This window comes from Argonema galeatum A003/A1 (assembly GCF_023333595.1).
In the GTDB taxonomy this organism is placed as follows: Bacteria; Cyanobacteriota; Cyanobacteriia; order Cyanobacteriales; family Aerosakkonemataceae; genus Argonema; species Argonema galeatum.
The window spans coordinates 1-20,591 of record NZ_JAIQZM010000027.1 but is presented as its reverse complement, the minus strand read 5'-3'; the positions used below and the strand labels follow the sequence as shown (position 1 = coordinate 20,591).

The window sequence follows — 20,591 nt, the reverse complement described above, 5'->3', positions numbered from 1 at the left end:
TTGGGTGAAACTTTCGAGGTAATCTAGATGTCTCACGTTCTGCTTCAGACCGTTTGGTTAATACCATGTTATGCCCTTACGGGGGTGATTTTGTCAATACCTTGGTCGCCGGGAATTATTCGTTATACTGGCCCAAGACCGGCTGGTTACATCAACTTGTTGATGACATTAACAGCTTTTATACACGGCTTACTTGCCTTAATAGCCACTTGGGATCTGCCAGCGCAACAGTTAGTAATTCCCTGGGTGAACGTAGCCGGGTTGGAATTATCTATACCTTTGGAAATCTCTTCTATTACCGTCGGTGTCACAGTTTTAGTAACTTTTTTGAATCTGTTAGCGCAGATTTATGCGATCGGCTACATGGAGATGGACTGGGGATGGGCAAGATTTTATTCCTTACTGGCACTTTTTGAAGCCGGAATGTGCAGTCTTGCTCTCTGCAATTCCTTGTTTTTCAGTTACATGATTCTGGAAGTTCTCACTTTGGGAACCTACCTACTCGTTGGGTTATGGTTTAGTCAACCTTTGGTGGTGACGGGTGCCAGAGACGCTTTCTTAACAAAACGGGTAGGAGATTTATTGCTGCTGATGGGAGTGCTGGCGCTGTTGCCTATAGCTGGAACTTGGAACTTTTCTGAATTAGCAGAATGGGCAAAAACAGCCCAGATTTCGCCAACAACTGCGGCTTTATTGGGATTGGCTTTAATTGCTGGACCGATGGGTAAATGCGCTCAATTTCCGCTGCATTTGTGGTTGGATGAAGCAATGGAAGGGCCAGTTCCCTCTACAATTTTGCGGAACTCGGTTGTGGTGGCGACTGGTGCTTGGGTGTTGGTGAAATTGCAACCAGTTTTAGCGCTTTCGCCGTTAGTGACGTCAGTTACGGTGTTGGTCGGTGCGGTGACAGCAATTGGCGCGAGTTTAATTGCGATCGCACAAATTGACATCAAACGCTCCTTATCTTACACCGTCAGCGCCTACATGGGTTTAGTCTTCATTGCAGTTGGCACCCAGCAAGCTGAAGTGGCGCTGATGTTGCTGTTAACCTACGCTTTGGCGATGGCCCTATTGGTGATGAGTACTGGCGCGATCGTTTGGAACGGTATCACCCAGGATCTCACCCAACTTGGCGGTCTTTGGTCGCGCAGACCCGTATCGGCACTATCTTATATTGTCGGCGCTTTCGGATTGTTAGCTGTACCGCCTTTCGGTTGCTTTTGGGCTTTGCTGCAATTAGCAGATCGTCTTTGGACAAATGAATCTTGGTTATTTTGGGTTGTGCTAATAGTTAACGGTTTAACGGCATTTAGCGTAACTCGCGAATTTGGTTCGATTTTCGCTGGTAAAAGCAAGGCCATGTCACAGCGAGCGCCAGAAGTTCACTGGCCGATGGCATTGCCCATGATAATTTTAATGGGCTTAACCCTGCACGTTCCATTGCTACTTTGGCAATGGCAACTGTTACCAGATTGGACAACTTTAAATATAACCGCAGCGGTTTTACTGGTTTCGTCAAGTGTAATTGGTTGTGGTGTTGGCAGTTTAATTTATCTCAATAACAATTGGCCAAAACCAGTAAAGTTGGGTTACCAACCACTGCAAGACTTATTTGCATACGACTTTTATACTCCCCAACTTTACCGGGTCACGATTGTTTTTGTAGTTGGCTTAGTGTCTAACATCATTTCTGCGATCGATCGCTACTTAGTAGATGGCATCGTCAACTTTGTCGGTTTAGCCACAATGTTTAGCGGCCAAAGCTTAAAGTACAACGTTTCTGGACAGACGCAGTTTTACGCGCTGACAATCCTATTCGGTGTAATTTTGCTGCTAATTACGATGACTTGGCCACTGTTGATTCGTCTTTCGCTAGTCCTTAGTCCGTAGGGTGCGTTAGCGAAACGAAGTGAACAGGACTTACGCCCTAGCCCCCCCAACCCCCCAAATCTGGGGGGCTAGGGGGGCGAAACCAAAAATATTGCCTAAAACACCGCCTCAGTCCTCGATACTGACTCGATCGAACTCACAATTTCTGGTAATCTAATTAAACCTTTGAAATTCAGGAAGAATTTGATGAACAGAAAAAATAAACAGTCCGGTTTCTCCAGGAGAAATTTACTCAAATTTGGCGCTGCCGCGCTAGGGACAGGCGTAGTGGCAGCTAAAGTAGGTTCCCAGTTGTTCACCCCCGAACCAGCAGTAGCCCAAAGTGACATAACCCCCGATCTGGCTCTGCAAAAGTTAATGACAGGAAATCAACGCTTCGTTAATCAAAAACGTGAAAACCCCAACCAAACTGGATCGCGTCTCACAGAAGTTGCGCGAGGTCAGAAACCGTTTGCTGCTATCCTCGGTTGTGCAGATTCGCGATTCCCTACCGAGATTATCTTTGACCAGGGACTGGGGGATTTATTTGTATGTCGCATAGCTGGTAATGTGGCAACTCCAGAAGAAATCGGCAGCCTTGAGTTTGGCACTTTAGTATTGGGTGCCAAAGTGTTAATGGTAATCGGTCATGAAAGATGCGGTGCTGTAGATGCAACCATCAAAGGCGCTCCAGTTCCCGGTCAAATTGGGAGTTTACTTGCGGCAATTAAACCCGCCGTGGAAAGTTCAAAAAATCAAAGGGGCGATAAACTAGAAAATGCGATTAAAGCAAATGTTTTGTTGCAAGCTGAAAAATTAAAAGCATCGCCAGTAATCTCTCAGTTAATTAAGGAAGGCAAACTGAAAGTTGTCGGCGGATATTACGATTTGGATACTGGCGCAGTCAGTATGGTTATTTAGTCGCTTTCCTCCCTTATTCCACTGTTGAAATAACAACTTTTCTGAACAAGCAGAATTAATTTGTACTATGCTCAGTCCATTGTTCTGGATACCTGTTTTAGGTGCAGCTTTAGTAGGATTTTGGCCGGGAGGAACAGCGGCCCGATCGCGATCGATCGCGATCGCGGTTGCCACCATTACTCTTCTCTGGACATTTTGGCTGCTTAGCCAATTTGACATCAGCAATCCGGGTATGCAGTTTACTGAATTCATACCCTGGATTGAACCTTTGAAATTAAATTACCGACTCGGTGTCGATGGGTTATCTTTACCGCTGTTGGTAATAAACAGTTTGCTAACTTGGTTGGTGATTTACAGTGGCAATTCGCAGCTAACGCGACCCCAGTTTTACTATGCCTTGATTTTGTTGGTTAATGCTGGTGTTGCAGGCGCTTTCCTATCTCAAAATTTGCTGCTGTTCTTCCTGTTTTACGAGATAGAACTGATTCCTTTCTATCTGTTGATTGCCGTTTGGGGAGGAAAAAAGCGCGAATACGCGGCGATGAAGTTTCTACTTTTTACGGCAATTTCCGGATTTCTAATTCTAGGTGCTTTCTTGGGTATGGCATGGTTGAGCGAAACTCCCACTTTCGCTTACGAATCGCTCACCACCCAAAAATTACCTTTAAATACGCAGCTTATTCTGCTAACAGCTATAGTGGTAGGCTTCAGCATCAAAATTCCCTTGGTTCCTTTGCATACTTGGTTGCCTGATGCTTACACAGAAGCTTCTCCAGGTGTAGCGATTCTTCTCGGTGGCGTACTCGCCAAATTGGGAACTTATGGCTTAGTGCGTTTTGGTTTGGCGCTGTTCCCAGATGCTTGGGCAACTGCGGCACCTGGGTTAGCGATTTTGGGGGCTGTGAGTGCGGTTTACGGGGCATTGAGCGCGATCGCACAAAAAGACATCAAACGCATGGTTGCCTATAGTTCGATCGGTCACATGGGCTATATACTTTTAGCTTGTGCCGCCGCCACACCTCTAAGTTTAGTCGGCGCAGTCAGTCAAATGGTTGCACACAGTTTAATCCTCGCAATTCTCTTCTATTTAGTAGGAGTAATCGAAACAAAAGTTGGCACTCGCGATTTAGATCTTCTCAACGGTTTGATGAGTCCCATGCGCGGTTTACCCCTAACCAGTGGCTTATTAGTTCTTGGGGGAATGGCAAGTGCTGGCATCCCTGGCTTAGTGGGATTTATCGCTGAATATTTAGTCCTCCAAGGCAGTTTTTCAACCTTTCCAATACCAACACTTATCTGTGTGATTTGTAGCGGCTTAACCGCCGTTTATTTTGTCATTTTGATCAACCGCACCTGTTTTGGTAAACTGGACAACAATACCGCCTACTATCCCAAAGTTCAATGGCAGGAACGCACACCCGCTCTGATTTTAGCCGCCCTGATCTTATTCTTGGGAATACAGCCTAGCTGGTTAGTGCGCTGGAGCGAACCGACTATAAATGCGCTCGTTGCTTCTTTTCCCGCTAATAGCTATCAAATCGCTTCCCTCTCCCAGAATTCAGGAATCCATAATCAGAAGACAGAATAAATTCTGAATTGTGTTGTTTTTGATTACAATCACGCCCAAACAATTTTAGATCTCTCTTATATCGTTTACGCAAATGCTCGCTCCAAATGGGTAGGGGCTGGTTTAGCCAAAGAGCTTGATTCCTATCGATCAGATTAAAGTCAAAACCCGCCCCTACTCTACAATCCGTATTGAGTAATTAAAGGAACTGAAAATGTTACAAACTCCAATTAAACCGGAAACCAAATTGCCTCCTTCTACCCATGAATTTGCTGGCGTAATTCATCGCCTAGAAGCAGGCGGCGCGATGCTACCGGATACGCCGGAAAATCTCATGCAAATCATCGGTCTTTATAAAGCTTATGCTGTACCGATGGATTTCTACTGGCGCGACTTACTTTATATTGCTGAGCGCGAATTTTTGAATCCGTTTCCTTTCTTTAAATACTTCCTGCCGAAAGAGTATTTAGAGCTACACAATCATTACGCCGGAGATGATGCCGATTTGCGAATTTGGCAAAAAGGTGCTGCTACTGCCCATCCTGAACTTTTGGCGTTTATGGAGAAGGGCGAAACTTTCAAAATGCCGAAGTTATTTCATCACTTGTGGCACGATCGCATCAACATGGAATTTGCCGAAGCTTGTATGCGTGCGATGCTTTGGCATAGAGGTATGGGCGGAAAATTTGACCCCTACTTGGATAGCGATGAATATAAAGCTAATGCAGATCGGGCAATTAAGGCTTATTTTCAAGGCAACCCAGCGATGTTGGGACTCTATAAGCTGTTTCCAGATATGTTTTTGGAACAGGTGCGGCAATTATCTTACTATAGCAATCTGGGATTGTTCTGGGAAGTGATGGCTCCGGTTTTCTTTGAAATGAGCGATCGCTACGATTCTGGCGATATCAAAAATGTCCCCGATGCGATGAATTTTCTCGTAAATGGCATATTTGCAGTGGCGGGTCGTCCCATTTATCACCACGTCTACATTCGTGGCGAAATGTACGAAATCATCCCCAAATCAAAAGGTTTCATGTGGCTATACGAAGCAGCATTACCTTATGTAGAAGCTGTTTTCTATCGCACCGCTCCATTCCGGGGTACTAAGTCTTACAACGCTCAAGCTAAACAAGTTCCTGATGAGCAGAAAGATTTCCACTACGGTATTCTTTATGCCGATGTTTTTCCAGTAGGTACAGCTGGTATTCCCCCCACATTGTTGATGCAGGATATGCTTCACTTCTTGCCACCATACCTGGTCGATTACTATAGCAAACACTGCCGAGGTGAAGATGATATGTTAATCCAACTGGGGATTAGTTTTCAGCGATCGATGTACAACGTTACCTCAGCTGTAATTCAAGCATTGCGACAAGCGTTGCTTTATCCTTTAGACGATTCTAATCCGAAACATTTACAAGCTAATCGCGCTTTCTTTGAAGCGCAAATTGACCGATTTAAGCGTCAGGAAGCTCGTTTGCGGGATATTCAGAGACAGGATTATAGGTAGGATATAGAGGATTTGCTATCTCCTACGACCTTTACAATTGTAGAGACGTTTCATGAAACGTCTCTATAGCAGATCGAGATAAAGGGGGTTATAGAAGCGGATTCTCTATCATGTCTAAAAGTGCTGACTGAATTTGACTTTTGTCAAGAGCCCGACCAATAAACACCAATTTTGTTTGACGCAGTTCGGAAGGTTGCCAAGGACGATCGTAGAAGTATTCTATGCGATCGCCCACTCCTTGCAGCACTAACCGCATCGGCTTATTCAAAACTTCGACAAAACCTTTAATCCGATAAATCTCCAATTTTTTTACTAAATCTTCCAGTTTAGCTACCAAAGCTTGTGGCTCAAACGTTTTATCTAAAATCAAATGAATCGAGTTAATTTCTTCATCATGGTCGTGGTCTTCTTCCTCATCATGATGACTGGGACGATTGTCCAAATTATCCTCTACAGAAGCATTGAATCCCAATAGCAATTCTGGATTAATATTTCCTTGTTCGCAAGGGACAATTTTCACCGATTGAGGTAACTGTTGTCTGAGCCAGTTTTGCACCTGAGTTTGAGTTTGGGAATCTACCCGATCGACTTTAGTCAACAGCACTAAGTCAGCACAAGCGAGTTGGTCTTCAAAAAGTTCTTCGAGCGGCGTTTCGTGATCTAGATTTGGATCTGCTTGTCGTTGAGCATTTAAAGCATTGAGATCGCTTGCTAGCGTACCCGCCGAAACAGCTTCGCAGTCCACCACAGTTACCACACCATCCACTGTGGCACCCGTGCGAATTTCCGGCCAGCGAAATGCTTGAATTAATGGTTTGGGTAAAGCCAATCCCGATGTTTCGATTAGTATGCAATCCAGCTTATCTCTACGCTGCAAAATTTGTTGCATAGTGGGGAGAAATTCTTCTTGAACGGTGCAACAAAGGCAACCATTGGTGAGTTCGACAATATTGCTAGCAGCATCTTCTTCCTCATCGCAAACTTGGCACGAGCGCAGCAATTCCCCATCTATTCCTAGCTCACCAAACTCGTTTACCAGAACTGCTATTCTGCGACCTTGATTGTTCTGTAGCATCTGACGAATCAAGGTTGTTTTGCCGCTACCGAGAAAGCCAGTAATCACAGTAACAGGAATCTTTCCAGCCATAAAAGCTCCTTAATCTAAAATCTAAAATCTAAAATACCCCGATGGGTGGAATTTTTGCCAATATGCCTTTTTTCAGCGGTTCGGGTCGCTCCGACCAAGGGAGCGAACCATCTGGTTTGGCATAGTATTGAGCGGCACACTCCAGTATGGCAGCTGCGCTATCTTGAACTGGTAAATCGCCAAATAGGTAGGTGTATTTGCCTGTAGCGACAAAAGAGACGGTACAGGAATGACTGCACGCGCTCATGCACTGAACTTCTTGAATGGGAAAGTTATCTTTTAAATCCCAGTTTTGGTGCAGTTCGCTTAGGTCTTCTAACAGTTGTTGACCGCCGCTTTTTCCTTCTGGTTTTCCCTGTTTCCAAACAGTGGCACAGGTTTTACAAACAAACAAAATGTGTTGCATCTTTACTGAAATCTCTCTGCTGTACGTTGGCGCAATCGCAGTCCTAATAGTAAGCCTATTCCGATTATGCCCGTAAAATAAGCTAGGGCAATTAATCGCACTGACAGGGGAGGCGCTATGCCTTGTACGGCGATCGCTCTGTTCACTTGCAAAGGTAAAAATTCAGTTGCTGTACGATTTTTGTTAGCAAATTCTACCTCTACTTGGTGGGGTGCGCCATCGAAAAATTGATGACGCCATTCAAATTCTCCCTTGGCATCTGTCGTTCCAGTATAGGCAAACGCCACCCAATTATCTTCTAACTGAATTGTCTTGATTTTCAAGGCTAAATTGCTAGCTGGTTTATTTGTTTTAGTGTCAATTGCTTGAATTTTAAACTTAGCAAGTTGACCTACTGTTGCGTTGTTATCTCCGGTTAATTCGAGTTTTATTCCTGAAGAAGTGGTAATGGCTGCGTTTTCTCTTTGTCGCGAATCTTCATGAGACTGATGTTCATGAGGCTGAGATTCTGCGAGTTCAGCGCTGATGTTTACGAATAGTAGGGTTGCGATCGCAATTACAGTTGTTCCACTCAACAATAATCGCACCCGCTCCGGTGCTATTTCTCCTGGCTGAATTTTTTGTTTCCCTCCGATTATCCAGCCACCCCCCAATCCTACCAGCAACAGAATCGTTACTAAAATGCCAAAGTTGCGCCATTTGACGGCATTTTCAGGCACCAATAAGGTCAGAGTTTGCTGAATCGGCTTAAATTGATTGGCAACGACTGGGGTAACTTTTACCAGTAGCTCATATTTACCCCGAATAGGCAAAATTTGCTCGACTTGCAGTTTGCCACTAGGAGCAATAGTTTCAATATCCAGTAACTTTGTTCCCTCCACTATGGGGAAATCGGTACTAAACCAGGGATTTTTAGGCGGCGTGAGAATAGTGAGGTGAATTTTGGCACCCTTTAGGGGTTTACCAGCTGCATTGAGCGCTTGTAGCGTTAGACGCGCTGGCAATTGAGGTGTCGCTGCTTCTGCTTCAAAGGGTAACAACTGCCCAACGGAGGGTTCCGTTGTCAATTTTACTGTTGGTTGGGGGGATTGTGCTACCCCTGCCCCACTCAACCGCAAGCAAGCTAGCGCTATCAATGCAAGAGCAGCTATCAAAATATTTTTGTTAGTTGTCATTTGTTCTTTGGGGTTTTTCGGAATCATTATGCAAATGTTCTTTATGAACATTTTTGTAGGGACACGGCATCATAAATATGTCGGTCATACAAAAGATTTAAATATGCCGTGTCCAAAGCAGCATATTTGACACGAAAGAACCATTTAGCATCTAAATTTATCGGGACAAATGGGAAAGTCCCTGCTAACCAATGACTAATAGACATCTCCAGAAATTAAAGGTGCTAACCCTTGAACCCTTGTAGAGACGTTGCATGCAACGTCTCTACATTCTTTGAAAGGAGATCGCTAATGACTAATGACAACTAACTGTCAAAGTGTGGTGACGCAGAGAATGCAAATTGTTATGCGCTGGCGGATAGGTGGAGAAATACACCGTCCAGAGGATCGCAGAGGAGAGCGATAAGTAGAGTGTCGCTTGTACAGGGCGCGATAAAGTCAAACTTATCGCTTTTTTTCGGACAGAAATAGAATGAGCAGTCATCCGTACCTCGCAGATGTTTTCAGGGGTGATGTTCAAGTCGGCAGGCATTCTGACTTAGATACCAAAAGGGATGGTTTCATAACAGTTGCGGGACAGCGACGGACTTTCACCGTTCTTTCCCCGTTACCTCTGGTGGCTGATCCCCACCAGAACCGACTGGATTTCGGTATTGTATCGCACTACTTGTGCTTTCCGAAAGGGGAAAGTAGTTTTAGGTAGTGTGGGCGATCGCGCGATCGCGCCCTTGTGCTTTTGCTTGATAGAGCGCTTCGTCTGCGGCTGCAATCAGTTTACCAGGAGAGGATTGATGCTCAGGAACGGTGCTGGCGACTCCGAAACTGAGCGTAATATACTTGCTTACGCCAGACTTGGGATGGTCAATTTCCAAAGCTGCTATTTTGGAGCGGATCTCCTGGGCTACGCAAACCGCTCCTGTAGCATCGGTGTTGGGCAGAATAACGGCAAATTCTTCGCCCCCGTAACGGGCTACCAGATCGGCTGGGCGTCTGATGGCTTGAGCTAGAGCATCGGCAACTTTCTGCAAACAGATGTCGCCTGCTATATGACCGTAGGAGTCGTTGTAAGCTTTGAAAAAGTCTACGTCGCACATAATCAGGGACAGAGGTTCTTTCTCCCGTAGCAGCCGCCGCCACTCAGAGTTGAGGTATTCGTCAAACCGACGACGATTTGCTACCTGGGTTAAGCCATCTAAAGAAGCTAATTGCAGCAGCTGTTGATTCACTGCTACCAACTGTTGGTATAGTTCCGCTTGCTGAAGTGCGATCGCCACTTGCGTTGCCAGTTGCTTGAGCAAATCTATCTCCCACTCCTGCCACCGTCTAGACCTCGAACATTGATGAGCCGACAGCAGCCCCCAAAGATGAAATGGGGGAGTAGATGAGGGAGGGAAGGAAAAATCGCTCTCCCGCTCTTTTTCTCCCTCGCTCTCCTGCACAAAAGCTCCCCTGTTCTCTTTTATAATGGGAACCACCAAGTTTGCTCTGATCTGAAACTGAGATAGTAAGTTGATGTGACACCGATCCAAAGAAGCGGTATAGATATCCTCAATAGTCTGGATGCGACCTTCTCGGTAACGGTGGACATAACTTTCTCCAAAGCAGGGGTCTATGATTGTTGTTTGCAGAATGGCAGTCCAGCCAGGGCCAACAGATTCTACCGCCACAACCCCACTCCAATCGGCGTTAAAACGATAAATCATCACTCGATCGGCCTTGAGAAATTGTCGCACTTCGGCGACGGTGGTATTAAGAATTGTGTCTATGTCCAACGACTGACGAATTCGCAGGGAAATTGCTGCCACGAGCCGCTCCCGCGCCATTTGGTGTCGCAGCGACTCTTCCGTCTGCTTGCGATCGCTGATGTCGCGCAGAATAATCGTCCAGATGCTTCCATCTCCCACATCCATCTGGGAAATAGAAGCTTCAGCTGGAAACTCGGTGCGATCTTTGCGCCGCAACCAAATTTCCCGACGCCCTCCCATTTTTTGCCTAACATCAGTGGATTGCAACAAGGTAAAGATGTGCTGGCGATGAGCTGTGGTGAAGCCGGAAGGCAAAAGCAGGTCAATTGGCTGGTATAAAACCTCAGCGGCAGTGTAACCAAAGATTTTTTCTGCGCCTTGGTTGAAAAGTTGAACCCGCATTTGTTCGTCTACCGAGATAATGGCATCCTCGGCAATATTGAGAATTCCAGCCAGACGAGCTTGCGATAACCGCAATGCCGCCTCAGTTTGCTGGTGTTCCTGAATTTCCCGTTCTAATTGCTTGTTGGCTTGCGAAAGTTCTGTTGTCCGTTCGTCAACTACTTGCTGCAAAGCTTCTATGGAGGCATCTACTTCGATCGGATCTAGCGCTTGGAGCATACTGGTTTGAGTGATGATACCCAGCAGTTCCCCAACATCTCCCAAAACCACCAACCGCCGAATCCGATGCAGCCGCATTTGCTCGTGGGCGGCGATCAGGGAATCCGTGGGTCCAATGGGCAACAGGGGACTACTCATCACTGTTTGGACTCTAGTTTCGTTGAAGTCTAAACCTAAAACTCGAAATTGCAGGATATCGCGTTCTGTAACAATCCCTACGGGCAGCAACTTCGATCTCTGGGGCGAATTGGACTCAAGCTTTCCCTCTGCCTCTGTGGCAATTACCACGCTACTTACACACTTTTGTGCCATCATCTGGGTCAACTGTAGTAAAGATCCATTCAAGGGCGCGTGGACTACCTCAGTTGTCATCACTTCTGCAACTCGCCTTAAGCGCATCCAATCTGCTGGTTTCACCACTTCTCGAATACTTTGGTGGGTGATCAGGCCGACCAAAGTATCGTGGTCGTCTACAATGGGCAGATGGCGAAATTTACCTTGACGGAACAGTTTGAGCAGCACTACAATATCTTGCGCTTCGGCTTCTTTCAGGGTAAAGGGCTGCTGGGTCATCACCTCTGCGATCGCCATATCTTCTATAAGTCTATTCTCCGCTGTAGCTTTAACGACATCCCGCTCTGTAAAAATACCCTTTATGGAACCACGTCCGTTCCCTATTAACTGCTGCCGATCAACCACTAAAACGCAGCTCGATCGCGCCTGACTCATCAGCGCGATCGCCTGGTAAACTGGCGTATCAGGTGTAACTGTTAGGGGGTGACGATCTATGGCTCTATAGAGCGGGAAAGCTGAAGTATTAGGCATACACCAGAGAGTGTAGCGTTTATCTATGTTATTAGTGGGACAATTTCCTGAATGGGTGCGTCTTGTATGAAACCATTAAGAATGGTTCAGCTTCAGCATAACTGTAAATGCCAAACATGAAGACACTCACCCATTTGTTCAGAACACCTAGAACTATAATCTTGAGCTTATTGCTAGTAACGGGAATCTTAATAGCCGGTTCAGTGCCGGTGTTTGGCGGTGGGGCTCCACGGCTGAGTCAAGAACGCTATCTGGAAATAGTAGAGGTTAACGGCAACGTAAGTTATGGTTACGAATCTCTCAAAGCTTTGCAAGCACGCTCTGCAAAAGTGGGCGATCGCCTGCGCCGATCGGGAGAAGGCATCACCACTGGTAATGGCTCTAGCGCTAAACTGGCGGTAGATAATGGCATTGGCAACCTTGACGTTTCAGAAAACACCAATGTCCGAGTGAAAAATCTCAGCAGAGGTCGCAATGGTTCCAGTACCACGGATCTGGCAATGAATAGGGGACGGGTGCGAGCCAAAGTTCGCAGCTTTAGCAACCCTCAATCGCGCTTTTCCGTTCAAACACCAGGTGGCGTTGCCGGAGTGCGCGGTACAGAGTTTGTGGTTGAAGTTGTGCCCAACGGCGAAACACGGGTTATTACTGTGGATGGGATAGTCGCAGTCAGCGCTGCCGATCGAACCGAAGCGGTCAGTGCGGGCTATGCTTCTGTTATCGTACCCGGAAACCCTCCTACACCTCCTAGTTTGATATCTGGAAATGTCCGAGTCAGCGTACAACTTTTGCCAGCACCAGATACTGGTAAAGTTCGGGTAAGTGGGGTTGTCAATCCAATTAATTCGGTTTTTCTCAACGATTTACCTGTAGATGTTAGTCCTACGGGTTTGTTCGACACTGTTGTCCCACTTCCAAGCAACGGTCTTCTGAGATTAATGGTTCGCAATCCCTTGGGCGAAGAGCAAGTTTATGAACTGGTGGCTCCTTAGAAGGAGAATGGCAGATTTCAGATTTAAAATTGGGGTTTTTTCTTTCCAATTTTAAATCTGAAATCTTAAATCTTAAATTTTAAATTTCTTATAAATTACCTGTTATTTATGGTACATAAAAGCTGGATTCAGCATCTGCGGCGTTATTTTTCCAATAGCTCTCCTTGGCTGACGGGTGGAGTGGCGGCGCTTTTATCTGTAGGAATTTTGCATCTAGGCGGCTGGAAACGTCTGGAACAAACGGGCTATAATAACCTGTTTCAAATTCGCGAAATCGGTATTTTGCCTCATCGAAACTGGGATGAGAGAATTGCGGTGATTGCGATTGACGAAGCAAGTTTGGAGAAATACGGCCAATTTCCCTGGCAGCGCACTCGCTACGCGCAACTATTGCAGGCTCTAGAAAAATCGCCGCCTGCTGCGATCGGTTTTGATGTAAAGTTTATCGATCCAAGTTCATTTGATGCCCAATTTGCTTCATCGATCGCAGCTAACGGTAAAGTCGTACTAGCTAGGGCTTGGGATAATCAAGGCAACCTCCTCGAACCCGTAGCAGAATTAGCAGACGCAGCCGCTAACCAGGGTCAAATATACCACCAAGTTGACGCAGATGGCGTTACCCGCGAGGCAGCAATTTGGGTAAACGGGCCTGAAGATTCTATCGCTGGGCTTGGCCCTGCTCTGATTGAGGTGTACAACCTCAACAATCCAAACCAACCAGTATCTTTTCCAGGGCCGGTTAAAGAAGAGGAATTACAAAAAGTTTGGCTCAATTGGCCGGGAACGGTTAAATCTTTACCAAATGTTCCGCAGCTAAAATCACCACCCACTTATTCGTTTGTTGATGTTGTTGAAGGTCGGTTTGAACCTAAAGATTTTGCAGGTAAGTTTGTTTTAGTTGGCTTTACTGCCACAGGTTTAGCAGATCCGTTGCGGACGCCCTACAATTTAGAACCGCCCACGTCAGGAGTCTATTTCCACGCTGCTGTAATTGATAATTTGCTCAATCACCGGCTGCTACAAAAACTCCCAAAGACGATGGAAATTGGGCTGTTACTTTTGCTTGGCTCAACAACCAGTTGGCTGCTGTTCCATCGAGATTTGAAGGGAAGAATTGCGATCGCTTTTTTGTTGCCGATAACTTGGTTTGGAATTGCGGTAGTGGGGTTCAGTTTTTATCAATGGTGGATTCCCATTGCCGCACCGATTGGCACAATCCTATTAGCTGGAATCGGCGTACAACTGGGAGAACAGTACGAAAGGCAACAACTGATGAACCTGTTTGAAAAGCACGTTGCCCCGGAAACGGCTAACTTGATTTGGCAGCGCAAAGACGAGATTATCGACGAGGGTGAACTGCAAGCCCAAGAACTGACAGCAACTGTTTTGTTCATGGATATTAGAAGTTTCACCAGCATATCAGAAAAACTTTCTCCCCGCGAGTTGCTTAGTTGGCTAAACCAGTATTTGGATGCGATGACTGACTGCATTATGGATCGTGGCGGTGTCGTGGATAAATACATTGGGGATGCGATTATGGCTGTTTTTGGCGTACCCTTTCCCCACACACAACCAGAAGAAATTCGACAGGATGCAATGAATGCGATCGCAGCCAGTCTCGCCATGCACGAACGGCTCAAACAGCTAAACAAGCGTCTGAAAGCAGAAGATAAGCCGGTAATTCAGTTTGGGATTGGCATTCACACGGGGCCACTGATCGCCGGTAGTGTAGGCGGTTCTAGACGACTGAATTATTCTGTGATTGGAGATACTGTAAATGTAGCGGCCCGATTGGAGGCTATGAATAAAGAGTTAACTACTGACAAACCTTATAAAATACTCCTCACAGGTGAAACTTTTGATTATGTGAGCGATCGCTATCTTGCTCAACAAGTCACAACCATCCAACTGCGGGGACGCCAGCAGGAGACGATAATTTACACTATTTTAGGGGAAAAATGAGTCTCGCGGTTGTTTGATAGCGCGTTCGTCGGGGCGGGTTTTGCCATTATTCTTGTCCGATCACCAGAAATTATCTGCCAAACCCGCCCCTACAACTTGCCTGTATCTCACCCACTCGCAAGCTGCGATAAGGCATGAGGGCGTTCAAATTAAGAATAAAAAAATTATAAAGGGTGGCTGGATTTTTCCAGTCACCCTTATTTCAAAGGAGATGATTTCTGCAAAGCTATACTAGCGTTGTACTGTTACAGTTGTACCTACAGTCACCTGCTGGTATAAAGCCATAACATCCCGATTCCGCATCCGCACACAGCCGTGGGAAACTGCCTGTCCGATCAGCTGTTCGTTTGGGGTGCCGTGAAACCCGATCATATTCTTACCGTCAGTCCAAAAAGCAATCCACCTGACTCCTAAAGGATTATTTGGGCCTGGAGGTATAACCTGTCCTGTCCACGGATGTTCCCAAGCTGGATTTTGTAGCATTTGTAGAACTTTAAAGGTGCCTGTAGGTGTTTCCCAACCTGCCTTACCTACAGCTATAGGGTAACTGGATTGCACGCGATTATCCCGATAGACATAGACGCGGCGATCGCTCAACTTGATCGTCAAATTAGTATTTTGAGTGGGATTAAACCAGGATGGCGGCACAAAAGCAGGTATGTGACTCTGAAGTTGTGTCTGGCTCTTCGTTGTCTCTTGAGTAGTTAGTATCGAGGCAGTAGCCTGCCGCTGAGCCGAACTTAGTGAAATTACTGCCCCAAAGCAGAACAGCATCAAGTTTCGAGATAGGGATTCTCCTCTCACCATTCCTTTCATCCTTTGCAAACAATTCAAGCAGAGTTCGGACTTCGATCGGTTCATCGGCTACATATTATACCTATAATTTAAGACTCCATAAACTTCGCTTTTTGGCTGTCATTAGTCATTAGACATCTCCTTTCAAAGAATGTAGAGACGTTGCATGCAACGTCTCTACAAGGGTTATAGGTAACTCACCTTTAATTTCTGGAGAGGTCTATTGGTCATTAGTCATGAATCATTGACAAATAACTATGGATTACTGAGGATGGTCTGCTGATTAAGGGTCGCGATCGTAAAAAGCTTCTAAAAAGCTAGCTTTCAAGACCTGTCCTATACAAATAGCTGATGTCTTTAGATAGAGTTCCTGCCAACGCAGCTGCGTTAAAGTCAGCAGTATATGCGGATTCGATCGGCTTTTTACCAACCATGATATAATAAACTGCTGAGTCCGTTGTCCAATTTCGGAAAAGTGAGGTTGTAATGCGTCTTCAGAAAACCAAAGTATTGACAGGTACAACGCTGTCGCTGTTGCTTTCCCTAGTGGCAGTATATCCGGCTCTAGCACGCCCATCTGGGGAACAAGCAGAGGGACAAGCTCTAGCGCAGATCGATCGCATGGATAGCTCTAGCATGACAGGCAAGATCAAAAGTATTGTCGGCAACGTGGTAACGCTGGAAATGCCGAACGGTGAAACCAGACAAGTTATGATAGGCCGAGCCGAAAGGGATCGCCTGGGACTGCGGCCTGGAATGGAAATTATGACATCCATGAAGGACGGTAATCTTATGGTTGAAGTTGTCAGTGCAGGCCCAGCCTCTCCTACTTCAGCAGATACCACTCCTCTTAACTCAACTACCACCAGCACCGAAGCAGCCAGCGACGCAGAAATGACCACCCGAACAGAAGGTCGGCGCGTGGTCGAAGAAACTACTATTCGCAGGAGTACTATGACTCCCTCTAGCGTCCAGCAAACTACCGAACAAACGACTGGTGATATGCAAGAGTCGAGACAGGTGGTAGATCAAAACACTGAGTCGGCACCCGATACAACCTCTTCAGAAACAACTCAGCCGAGTCGGCCAGTGAGAGCCCTTTGGTAACTTGTGGAGACTGGGGATTGGGGAAGTAAAAAGTACTTTTTTCCCAATCCCCAATTCTATTAATCAAAATTCGCGATCGACATTAATTGAAGAATTTATCAAATGGATAAGAAATGAGCGACCAATCTTTTGCTTCATCTAGGATAATCCCTCTAGATTGCTGCACTACTTTTTCACTTAATGGCGAGTTGATTGAATCATATTTTAGTAAAACCAAATTAGGATAGATAGTATGCCTTTTAACCCTAATAAAAAACTCTGTAGTGAGACGATGCAATCCGTATTCTGTTAAATGTTCAATGAGTTCCATATAATTTGGCCCGATCTTAGTCTTTGTAAACTATATACGAATAGCGCAGCTTTTAGCTGGGACACAGGAGGCAGAGCCTCCTTTTCTGCGGCGGGTTGAACCTGGGAGCGAGAAAAAAATAAATTTTAAGTACTTATACTCAGGAAAGCGCTATAATGGCAGTCAAGTAGGGTATAATTTCTCGCAGTCTTAGATTTGAATCGCCGCCAAGACAACTGAGGGGCAACCCCGATCGGAAAGGCCCGATGCAAACTCAGGCGGATTTTGTAGCTTTGCAGATGTAAAGAGCATTTTAGGCAGGGCTTCGCTGCCTAGATGTTCGATAGTTAAGGATGTCAGAGTAGGAATGCAATTGGTAAATGGACTGCGACTAAGCCTAGCGGTGTCAGCTGCACGCACGATAACTTCTCTTGTTCGCCTGCTGGGACTGGGTGCGGCTAGCGTTTTACCCGGAGAAATCGCCAGTCGCATTCAGCCGCAGATACTGCAACTGCTGTGTCGCCAAGTCAAGCAGGACGTTATTTTTATCGTGGGTACGAATGGCAAAACCACCACATCGTTGCTGCTGCGGACTATGCTGGAACGCCAAGGATGGCGGGTTGCACATAATGCTACGGGTGCCAATTTGGTAAATGGGTTGATTGGCGCATTGTTGGAAAATACCAATTTGGCGGGTAAGGTTTCTGCTGATTACGCAATTCTGGAGGTGGATGAAAATATCTTGCCGTTGGTTTTGGACTCCTGTCAGCCTCGGATAATTTTATGTTTGAATTTGTTTCGGGATCAGCTCGATCGCTATGGAGAGGTAGATACGATTAGCCAGCGCTGGCAGAAAGCCATTTCACCGATGTCTTTAGAAACTGTAGTTATAGCAAATGCGGACGATCCTACTCTTTCTCATTTGGGTCAGAAATTGCCCCAGCGGGTGTTATACTTTGGCTTAAACGAGCCGAAGTATTATCTTGATGAAATTCCCCATGCTGTAGACTCAATTTACTGTCCGAGTTGCGGTCATTCGTTGAATTATCAGGGTGTTTATCTTTCCCACCAGGGTGATTTTGAGTGTCCTAAGTGCGGTTTTACTAAGAGCAAACTAAGTATTGATAGCCGGGAATGGCCGCAAATTCTGATCGGGCTTTATAACAAATACAACACGCTGGCTGCGGTGTTAGTCGCCCAACAAATTGGTATAGACGATAATAACATTCGCGATAGTATCAAAGATTTCAAAGCTGCTTTTGGACGCGCTGAGGAATTAGAAGTTGGTGGGAAGCGGGTGCGGATTTTATTATCTAAAAATCCCGTCGGCATGAACGAAACCATCCGCGCGGTAAACGAAATCAAGAGTGGTGGCGGTTCGTCTACAACGCTGATGGTGCTAAATGACAGAACGCCTGATGGTACGGACGTATCTTGGATTTGGGATGTGGATACAGAAAAGTTAGTGGCGTCGGGAGGTACTATAGTCGTGAGTGGCGATCGCGTTTACGATATGGCGCTGCGTCTGCGTTACAGCCAGAAGGATGAGAACAACGGCTGCAAATTGATGATCGAAGAAGATTTAAAAGACGCGATCGCAACCGCACTCGAATACACCCCAGATGGCGAAACGCTGCACATTTTGCCGACTTATTCAGCAATGCTTGAAGTGCGGGAATTGCTGACAGGACGGAAAATTCTGTAATAATATCATATCCGGTTACATCGGCCTTGTCTGTGGGAATCATTGGTTGAATTTTTACCGCAGATGAAGAGAGATGAACGCAGATAAACGCAGATAAGAATAATAACAGGAATTTTTTAGATAACCGATGCTACCGGACATGATATCACCAATGACCAATGACCAATAACTAATAACAAATAACAAATGACTAATGACAACAGAGAATTAACAATTGGTTGGTTGTATCCGACGCTGATGAGTACTTATGGCGATCGCGGTAACGCGATCTGCTTGCAACAACGCGCTCAATGGCGGGGATATAATGTACAAGTATTGCCCCTCGATTTGCAATCAACAGTAGCAGATTTTCACAAAGTCGATTTATTAGTCGGTGGCGGCGCACAAGACAGACAGCAAGAAATTGTGATGCGCGATTTGCGCGGTGCCAAAGCTGAGGCGTTGCGGGAGATAATCGAAGCTGGTACACCGGGAGTTTTTACTTGTGGCGCACCTCAGTTGCTGGGCCATTATTACGAACCTGCGATCGGTCAAAGAATTGAAGGATTAGGATTATTTGATTTTGTGAGTAAGCATCCCGGTATCGATGCGCGGCGTTGTATCGGTAATGTGGTTTTTGAGATCACTGCATCTCGATTAGCAAAGGAACTACAAGCGATGTTAGGTAAGCCGCCAGTAGTAATTGGATTTGAAAATCACGGCGGTAGAACTTATTTGGGGAAGGTAGAAGCGCTGGGAAAAGCGATCGCAGGTTATGGCAATAATGGTGAGGATGGTATGGAAGGTGCATTTTATCGAAATGCGATCGCTACCTATTCTCACGGCCCAGTTTTACCGAAGAATCCCTTTTTGGCAGATTGGTTAATTCAGACAGCTTTGGCAGAGAAATATCAGATTTCAGTATCCCTGTCACCGCTGGATGATACCCTGGCGTTACAGGCGCGGTCAGCGATGTTTAAGCGGTTGGGTGTTAGCGAATCTGTTGCTGCTACTCGGCGGTAGGTGATGGGAAGTTTAGGTCGAATTCCTTGTTAGTAGGGTGCGTTACGCTTCGCTAACGCACCGTCAAAAATTGCGCTATCAAAGCTTTCAGCAATTCGTTGCTTGGAATTTTGCTCGCTGGTAAATAAAAAATTATTAAACTTCGTAAATTTACTATGTACATCTGGCAGTATATAGTGTTTTAATTTTTATATAGAAGGATTGATCTTCTTCTATTCTACTTTTTTGTTTTGGATCTAATTGCTTTATGTGTTCACTCGCCGAGTGATTTAAAAATAGGATATGCCAACAGGTTAGAGGTGAAATAACAGACCAACAATTAGTAGAAAGAAAAATTGATACCTATCTAAAAACGCCTGATTATTTGTAGTTTGAGGTTATGATTCAGATTCTTTTTTTTGTGCTGCAATTCGACTTGCCTCACGCGCCAGATAATATCTCCGGCGCTGTTCCACCAAATCCGCCTCTAATTTGGCATTCAGTTCATCTAAATCCAGAATGTGACCATCCATCCGTCTTACCAGTTCCTGCAACTTGGTAATATGACGCGCTCTCGTTTCTGCATCTGGAATTCTAGGTTCATTGCTCATGGTAAGTTAAAATCCCTCCTAATTTCAGAAACACTTGCAGCTACAGCATTTACGGTAGCCTCTGCTTCTTCGATATATCGGGTAAGTAACTCCAGACTAGCACGACTTGCTACAGGTTGAGCAGGATGAATCTGCCGTAACATAGTATACAGACACGAGTTATATGAGTTAGCTCGTTCCCTGGCATTCTGGAGTTGGTCAAAATAATCAATTGTCTCCTCCGTTTCGCCAAACCGCTCAAAAATTGTGAACTCCGTTGCAGTTACATCGTCAATACGTTCTATTGACACTCCCCTGGCTAAAGCCGAGGGGATTCTTGCTTCACTGAGTGACTTTGCCTAAGCGCTGTTTCCAGGTTTA

Annotated in this window: 18 protein-coding genes and 1 riboswitch; of the genes, 9 read left to right on the top strand and 9 right to left on the bottom strand. The window is 45.7% G+C overall.

Going from position 1 to position 20,591, the window contains the following annotated elements:
- Nucleotides 1–27: 27 nt before the first annotated feature.
- From LAY41_RS23335 to LAY41_RS23320, 4 genes are all read left to right on the top strand, one after another.
- Nucleotides 28–1,890: an NAD(P)H-quinone oxidoreductase subunit F gene (locus LAY41_RS23335; protein WP_249103392.1), complete on the top strand. Its 1,863-nt coding sequence runs from the start codon at nt 28–30 to the stop codon at nt 1,888–1,890.
- Between the two features lie 186 nt (nt 1,891–2,076).
- A complete protein-coding gene (locus LAY41_RS23330; RefSeq protein WP_249103390.1) occupies nt 2,077–2,790 on the top strand; it encodes a carbonic anhydrase in 714 nt (237 codons plus the stop codon).
- Between the two features lie 67 nt (nt 2,791–2,857).
- Nucleotides 2,858–4,378 carry an NADH-quinone oxidoreductase subunit M gene (locus tag LAY41_RS23325; RefSeq protein WP_249103388.1) on the top strand — a complete coding sequence of 507 codons (1,521 nt, stop codon included), beginning with the start codon at nt 2,858–2,860 and terminating at the stop codon, nt 4,376–4,378.
- A 193-nt stretch (nt 4,379–4,571) separates the two neighbouring features.
- Nucleotides 4,572–5,870 carry a CO2 hydration protein gene (locus tag LAY41_RS23320; protein ID WP_249103387.1) on the top strand — a complete coding sequence of 433 codons (1,299 nt, stop codon included), beginning with the start codon at nt 4,572–4,574 and terminating at the stop codon, nt 5,868–5,870.
- An 88-nt stretch (nt 5,871–5,958) separates the two neighbouring features.
- Here LAY41_RS23320 and cobW read toward each other — a convergent pair whose 3' ends face one another.
- The 5 genes from cobW to LAY41_RS23295 all read right to left on the bottom strand — a co-directional run bounded on the left by cobW (nt 5,959) and on the right by LAY41_RS23295 (nt 11,789).
- Nucleotides 5,959–7,017, bottom strand: a complete 1,059-nt coding sequence (gene cobW / locus LAY41_RS23315) for a cobalamin biosynthesis protein CobW (RefSeq protein ID WP_249103386.1) — start codon at nt 7,015–7,017, stop codon at nt 5,959–5,961.
- A gap of 28 nt (nt 7,018–7,045) precedes the next feature.
- Entirely contained in the window at nt 7,046–7,423 is a 378-nt protein-coding gene (locus tag LAY41_RS23310) for a DUF1636 domain-containing protein (RefSeq protein ID WP_249103385.1), read from the bottom strand.
- Between the two features lie 2 nt (nt 7,424–7,425).
- Nucleotides 7,426–8,598 (bottom strand): hypothetical protein, encoded by a 1,173-nt coding sequence (locus tag LAY41_RS23305; RefSeq protein ID WP_249103384.1) that lies wholly within the window; start codon nt 8,596–8,598, stop codon nt 7,426–7,428.
- Between the two features lie 295 nt (nt 8,599–8,893).
- Entirely contained in the window at nt 8,894–9,130 is a 237-nt protein-coding gene (locus LAY41_RS23300) for a CbtB-domain containing protein (RefSeq protein ID WP_249103383.1), read from the bottom strand.
- A riboswitch (cobalamin riboswitch) is annotated at nt 9,105–9,254 on the bottom strand. It overlaps the preceding gene by 26 nt.
- A gap of 39 nt (nt 9,255–9,293) precedes the next feature.
- Entirely contained in the window at nt 9,294–11,789 is a 2,496-nt protein-coding gene (locus LAY41_RS23295) for a diguanylate cyclase domain-containing protein (RefSeq protein WP_249103382.1), read from the bottom strand.
- A 116-nt stretch (nt 11,790–11,905) separates the two neighbouring features.
- Between LAY41_RS23295 and LAY41_RS23290 the strand changes: the two genes are divergently transcribed.
- Together LAY41_RS23290 and LAY41_RS23285 are read left to right on the top strand one after the other, a co-directional pair.
- Nucleotides 11,906–12,781, top strand: coding sequence for a FecR family protein (locus tag LAY41_RS23290; RefSeq protein ID WP_249103381.1), 876 nt, complete (start codon nt 11,906–11,908; stop codon nt 12,779–12,781).
- A gap of 108 nt (nt 12,782–12,889) precedes the next feature.
- On the top strand, nt 12,890–14,743 hold the full coding sequence (locus tag LAY41_RS23285; protein ID WP_249103380.1) for a CHASE2 domain-containing protein: 1,854 nt from the start codon (nt 12,890–12,892) through the stop codon (nt 14,741–14,743).
- 231 nt (nt 14,744–14,974) lie between these two features.
- Here LAY41_RS23285 and LAY41_RS23280 read toward each other — a convergent pair whose 3' ends face one another.
- A complete protein-coding gene (locus tag LAY41_RS23280; protein ID WP_249103379.1) occupies nt 14,975–15,604 on the bottom strand; it encodes a L,D-transpeptidase in 630 nt (209 codons plus the stop codon).
- Nucleotides 15,605–16,024: 420 nt separating this feature from the next.
- Between LAY41_RS23280 and LAY41_RS23275 the strand changes: the two genes are divergently transcribed.
- Nucleotides 16,025–16,645 (top strand): TOBE domain-containing protein, encoded by a 621-nt coding sequence (locus LAY41_RS23275; RefSeq protein WP_249103378.1) that lies wholly within the window; start codon nt 16,025–16,027, stop codon nt 16,643–16,645.
- 82 nt (nt 16,646–16,727) lie between these two features.
- Here LAY41_RS23275 and LAY41_RS23270 read toward each other — a convergent pair whose 3' ends face one another.
- Nucleotides 16,728–16,955, bottom strand: a complete 228-nt coding sequence (locus LAY41_RS23270; RefSeq protein WP_249103377.1) for a T4 RnlA family RNA ligase — start codon at nt 16,953–16,955, stop codon at nt 16,728–16,730.
- A 346-nt stretch (nt 16,956–17,301) separates the two neighbouring features.
- Between LAY41_RS23270 and LAY41_RS23265 the strand changes: the two genes are divergently transcribed.
- Both LAY41_RS23265 and LAY41_RS23260 read left to right on the top strand, forming a co-directional pair.
- Complete coding sequence (locus LAY41_RS23265) at nt 17,302–18,639, top strand: Mur ligase family protein (protein WP_249103376.1); 1,338 nt, start codon at nt 17,302–17,304, stop codon at nt 18,637–18,639.
- Nucleotides 18,640–18,825: 186 nt separating this feature from the next.
- Complete coding sequence (locus LAY41_RS23260; RefSeq protein ID WP_249103375.1) at nt 18,826–19,641, top strand: type 1 glutamine amidotransferase; 816 nt, start codon at nt 18,826–18,828, stop codon at nt 19,639–19,641.
- Between the two features lie 377 nt (nt 19,642–20,018).
- On the opposite strand, the gene LAY41_RS23255 is transcribed toward LAY41_RS23260, so the two are convergent.
- Both LAY41_RS23255 and LAY41_RS23250 read right to left on the bottom strand, forming a co-directional pair.
- Nucleotides 20,019–20,231, bottom strand: a complete 213-nt coding sequence (locus LAY41_RS23255) for a hypothetical protein (RefSeq protein ID WP_249103372.1) — start codon at nt 20,229–20,231, stop codon at nt 20,019–20,021.
- The gene (locus LAY41_RS23250; RefSeq protein WP_249103370.1) at nt 20,228–20,521 is read right to left on the bottom strand and encodes a hypothetical protein; all 294 of its coding nucleotides are present in this window, start codon (nt 20,519–20,521) and stop codon (nt 20,228–20,230) included. The genes LAY41_RS23255 and LAY41_RS23250 overlap by 4 nt, the downstream gene beginning before the upstream one ends.
- Between the last annotated feature and the right edge of the window lie 70 nt (nt 20,522–20,591).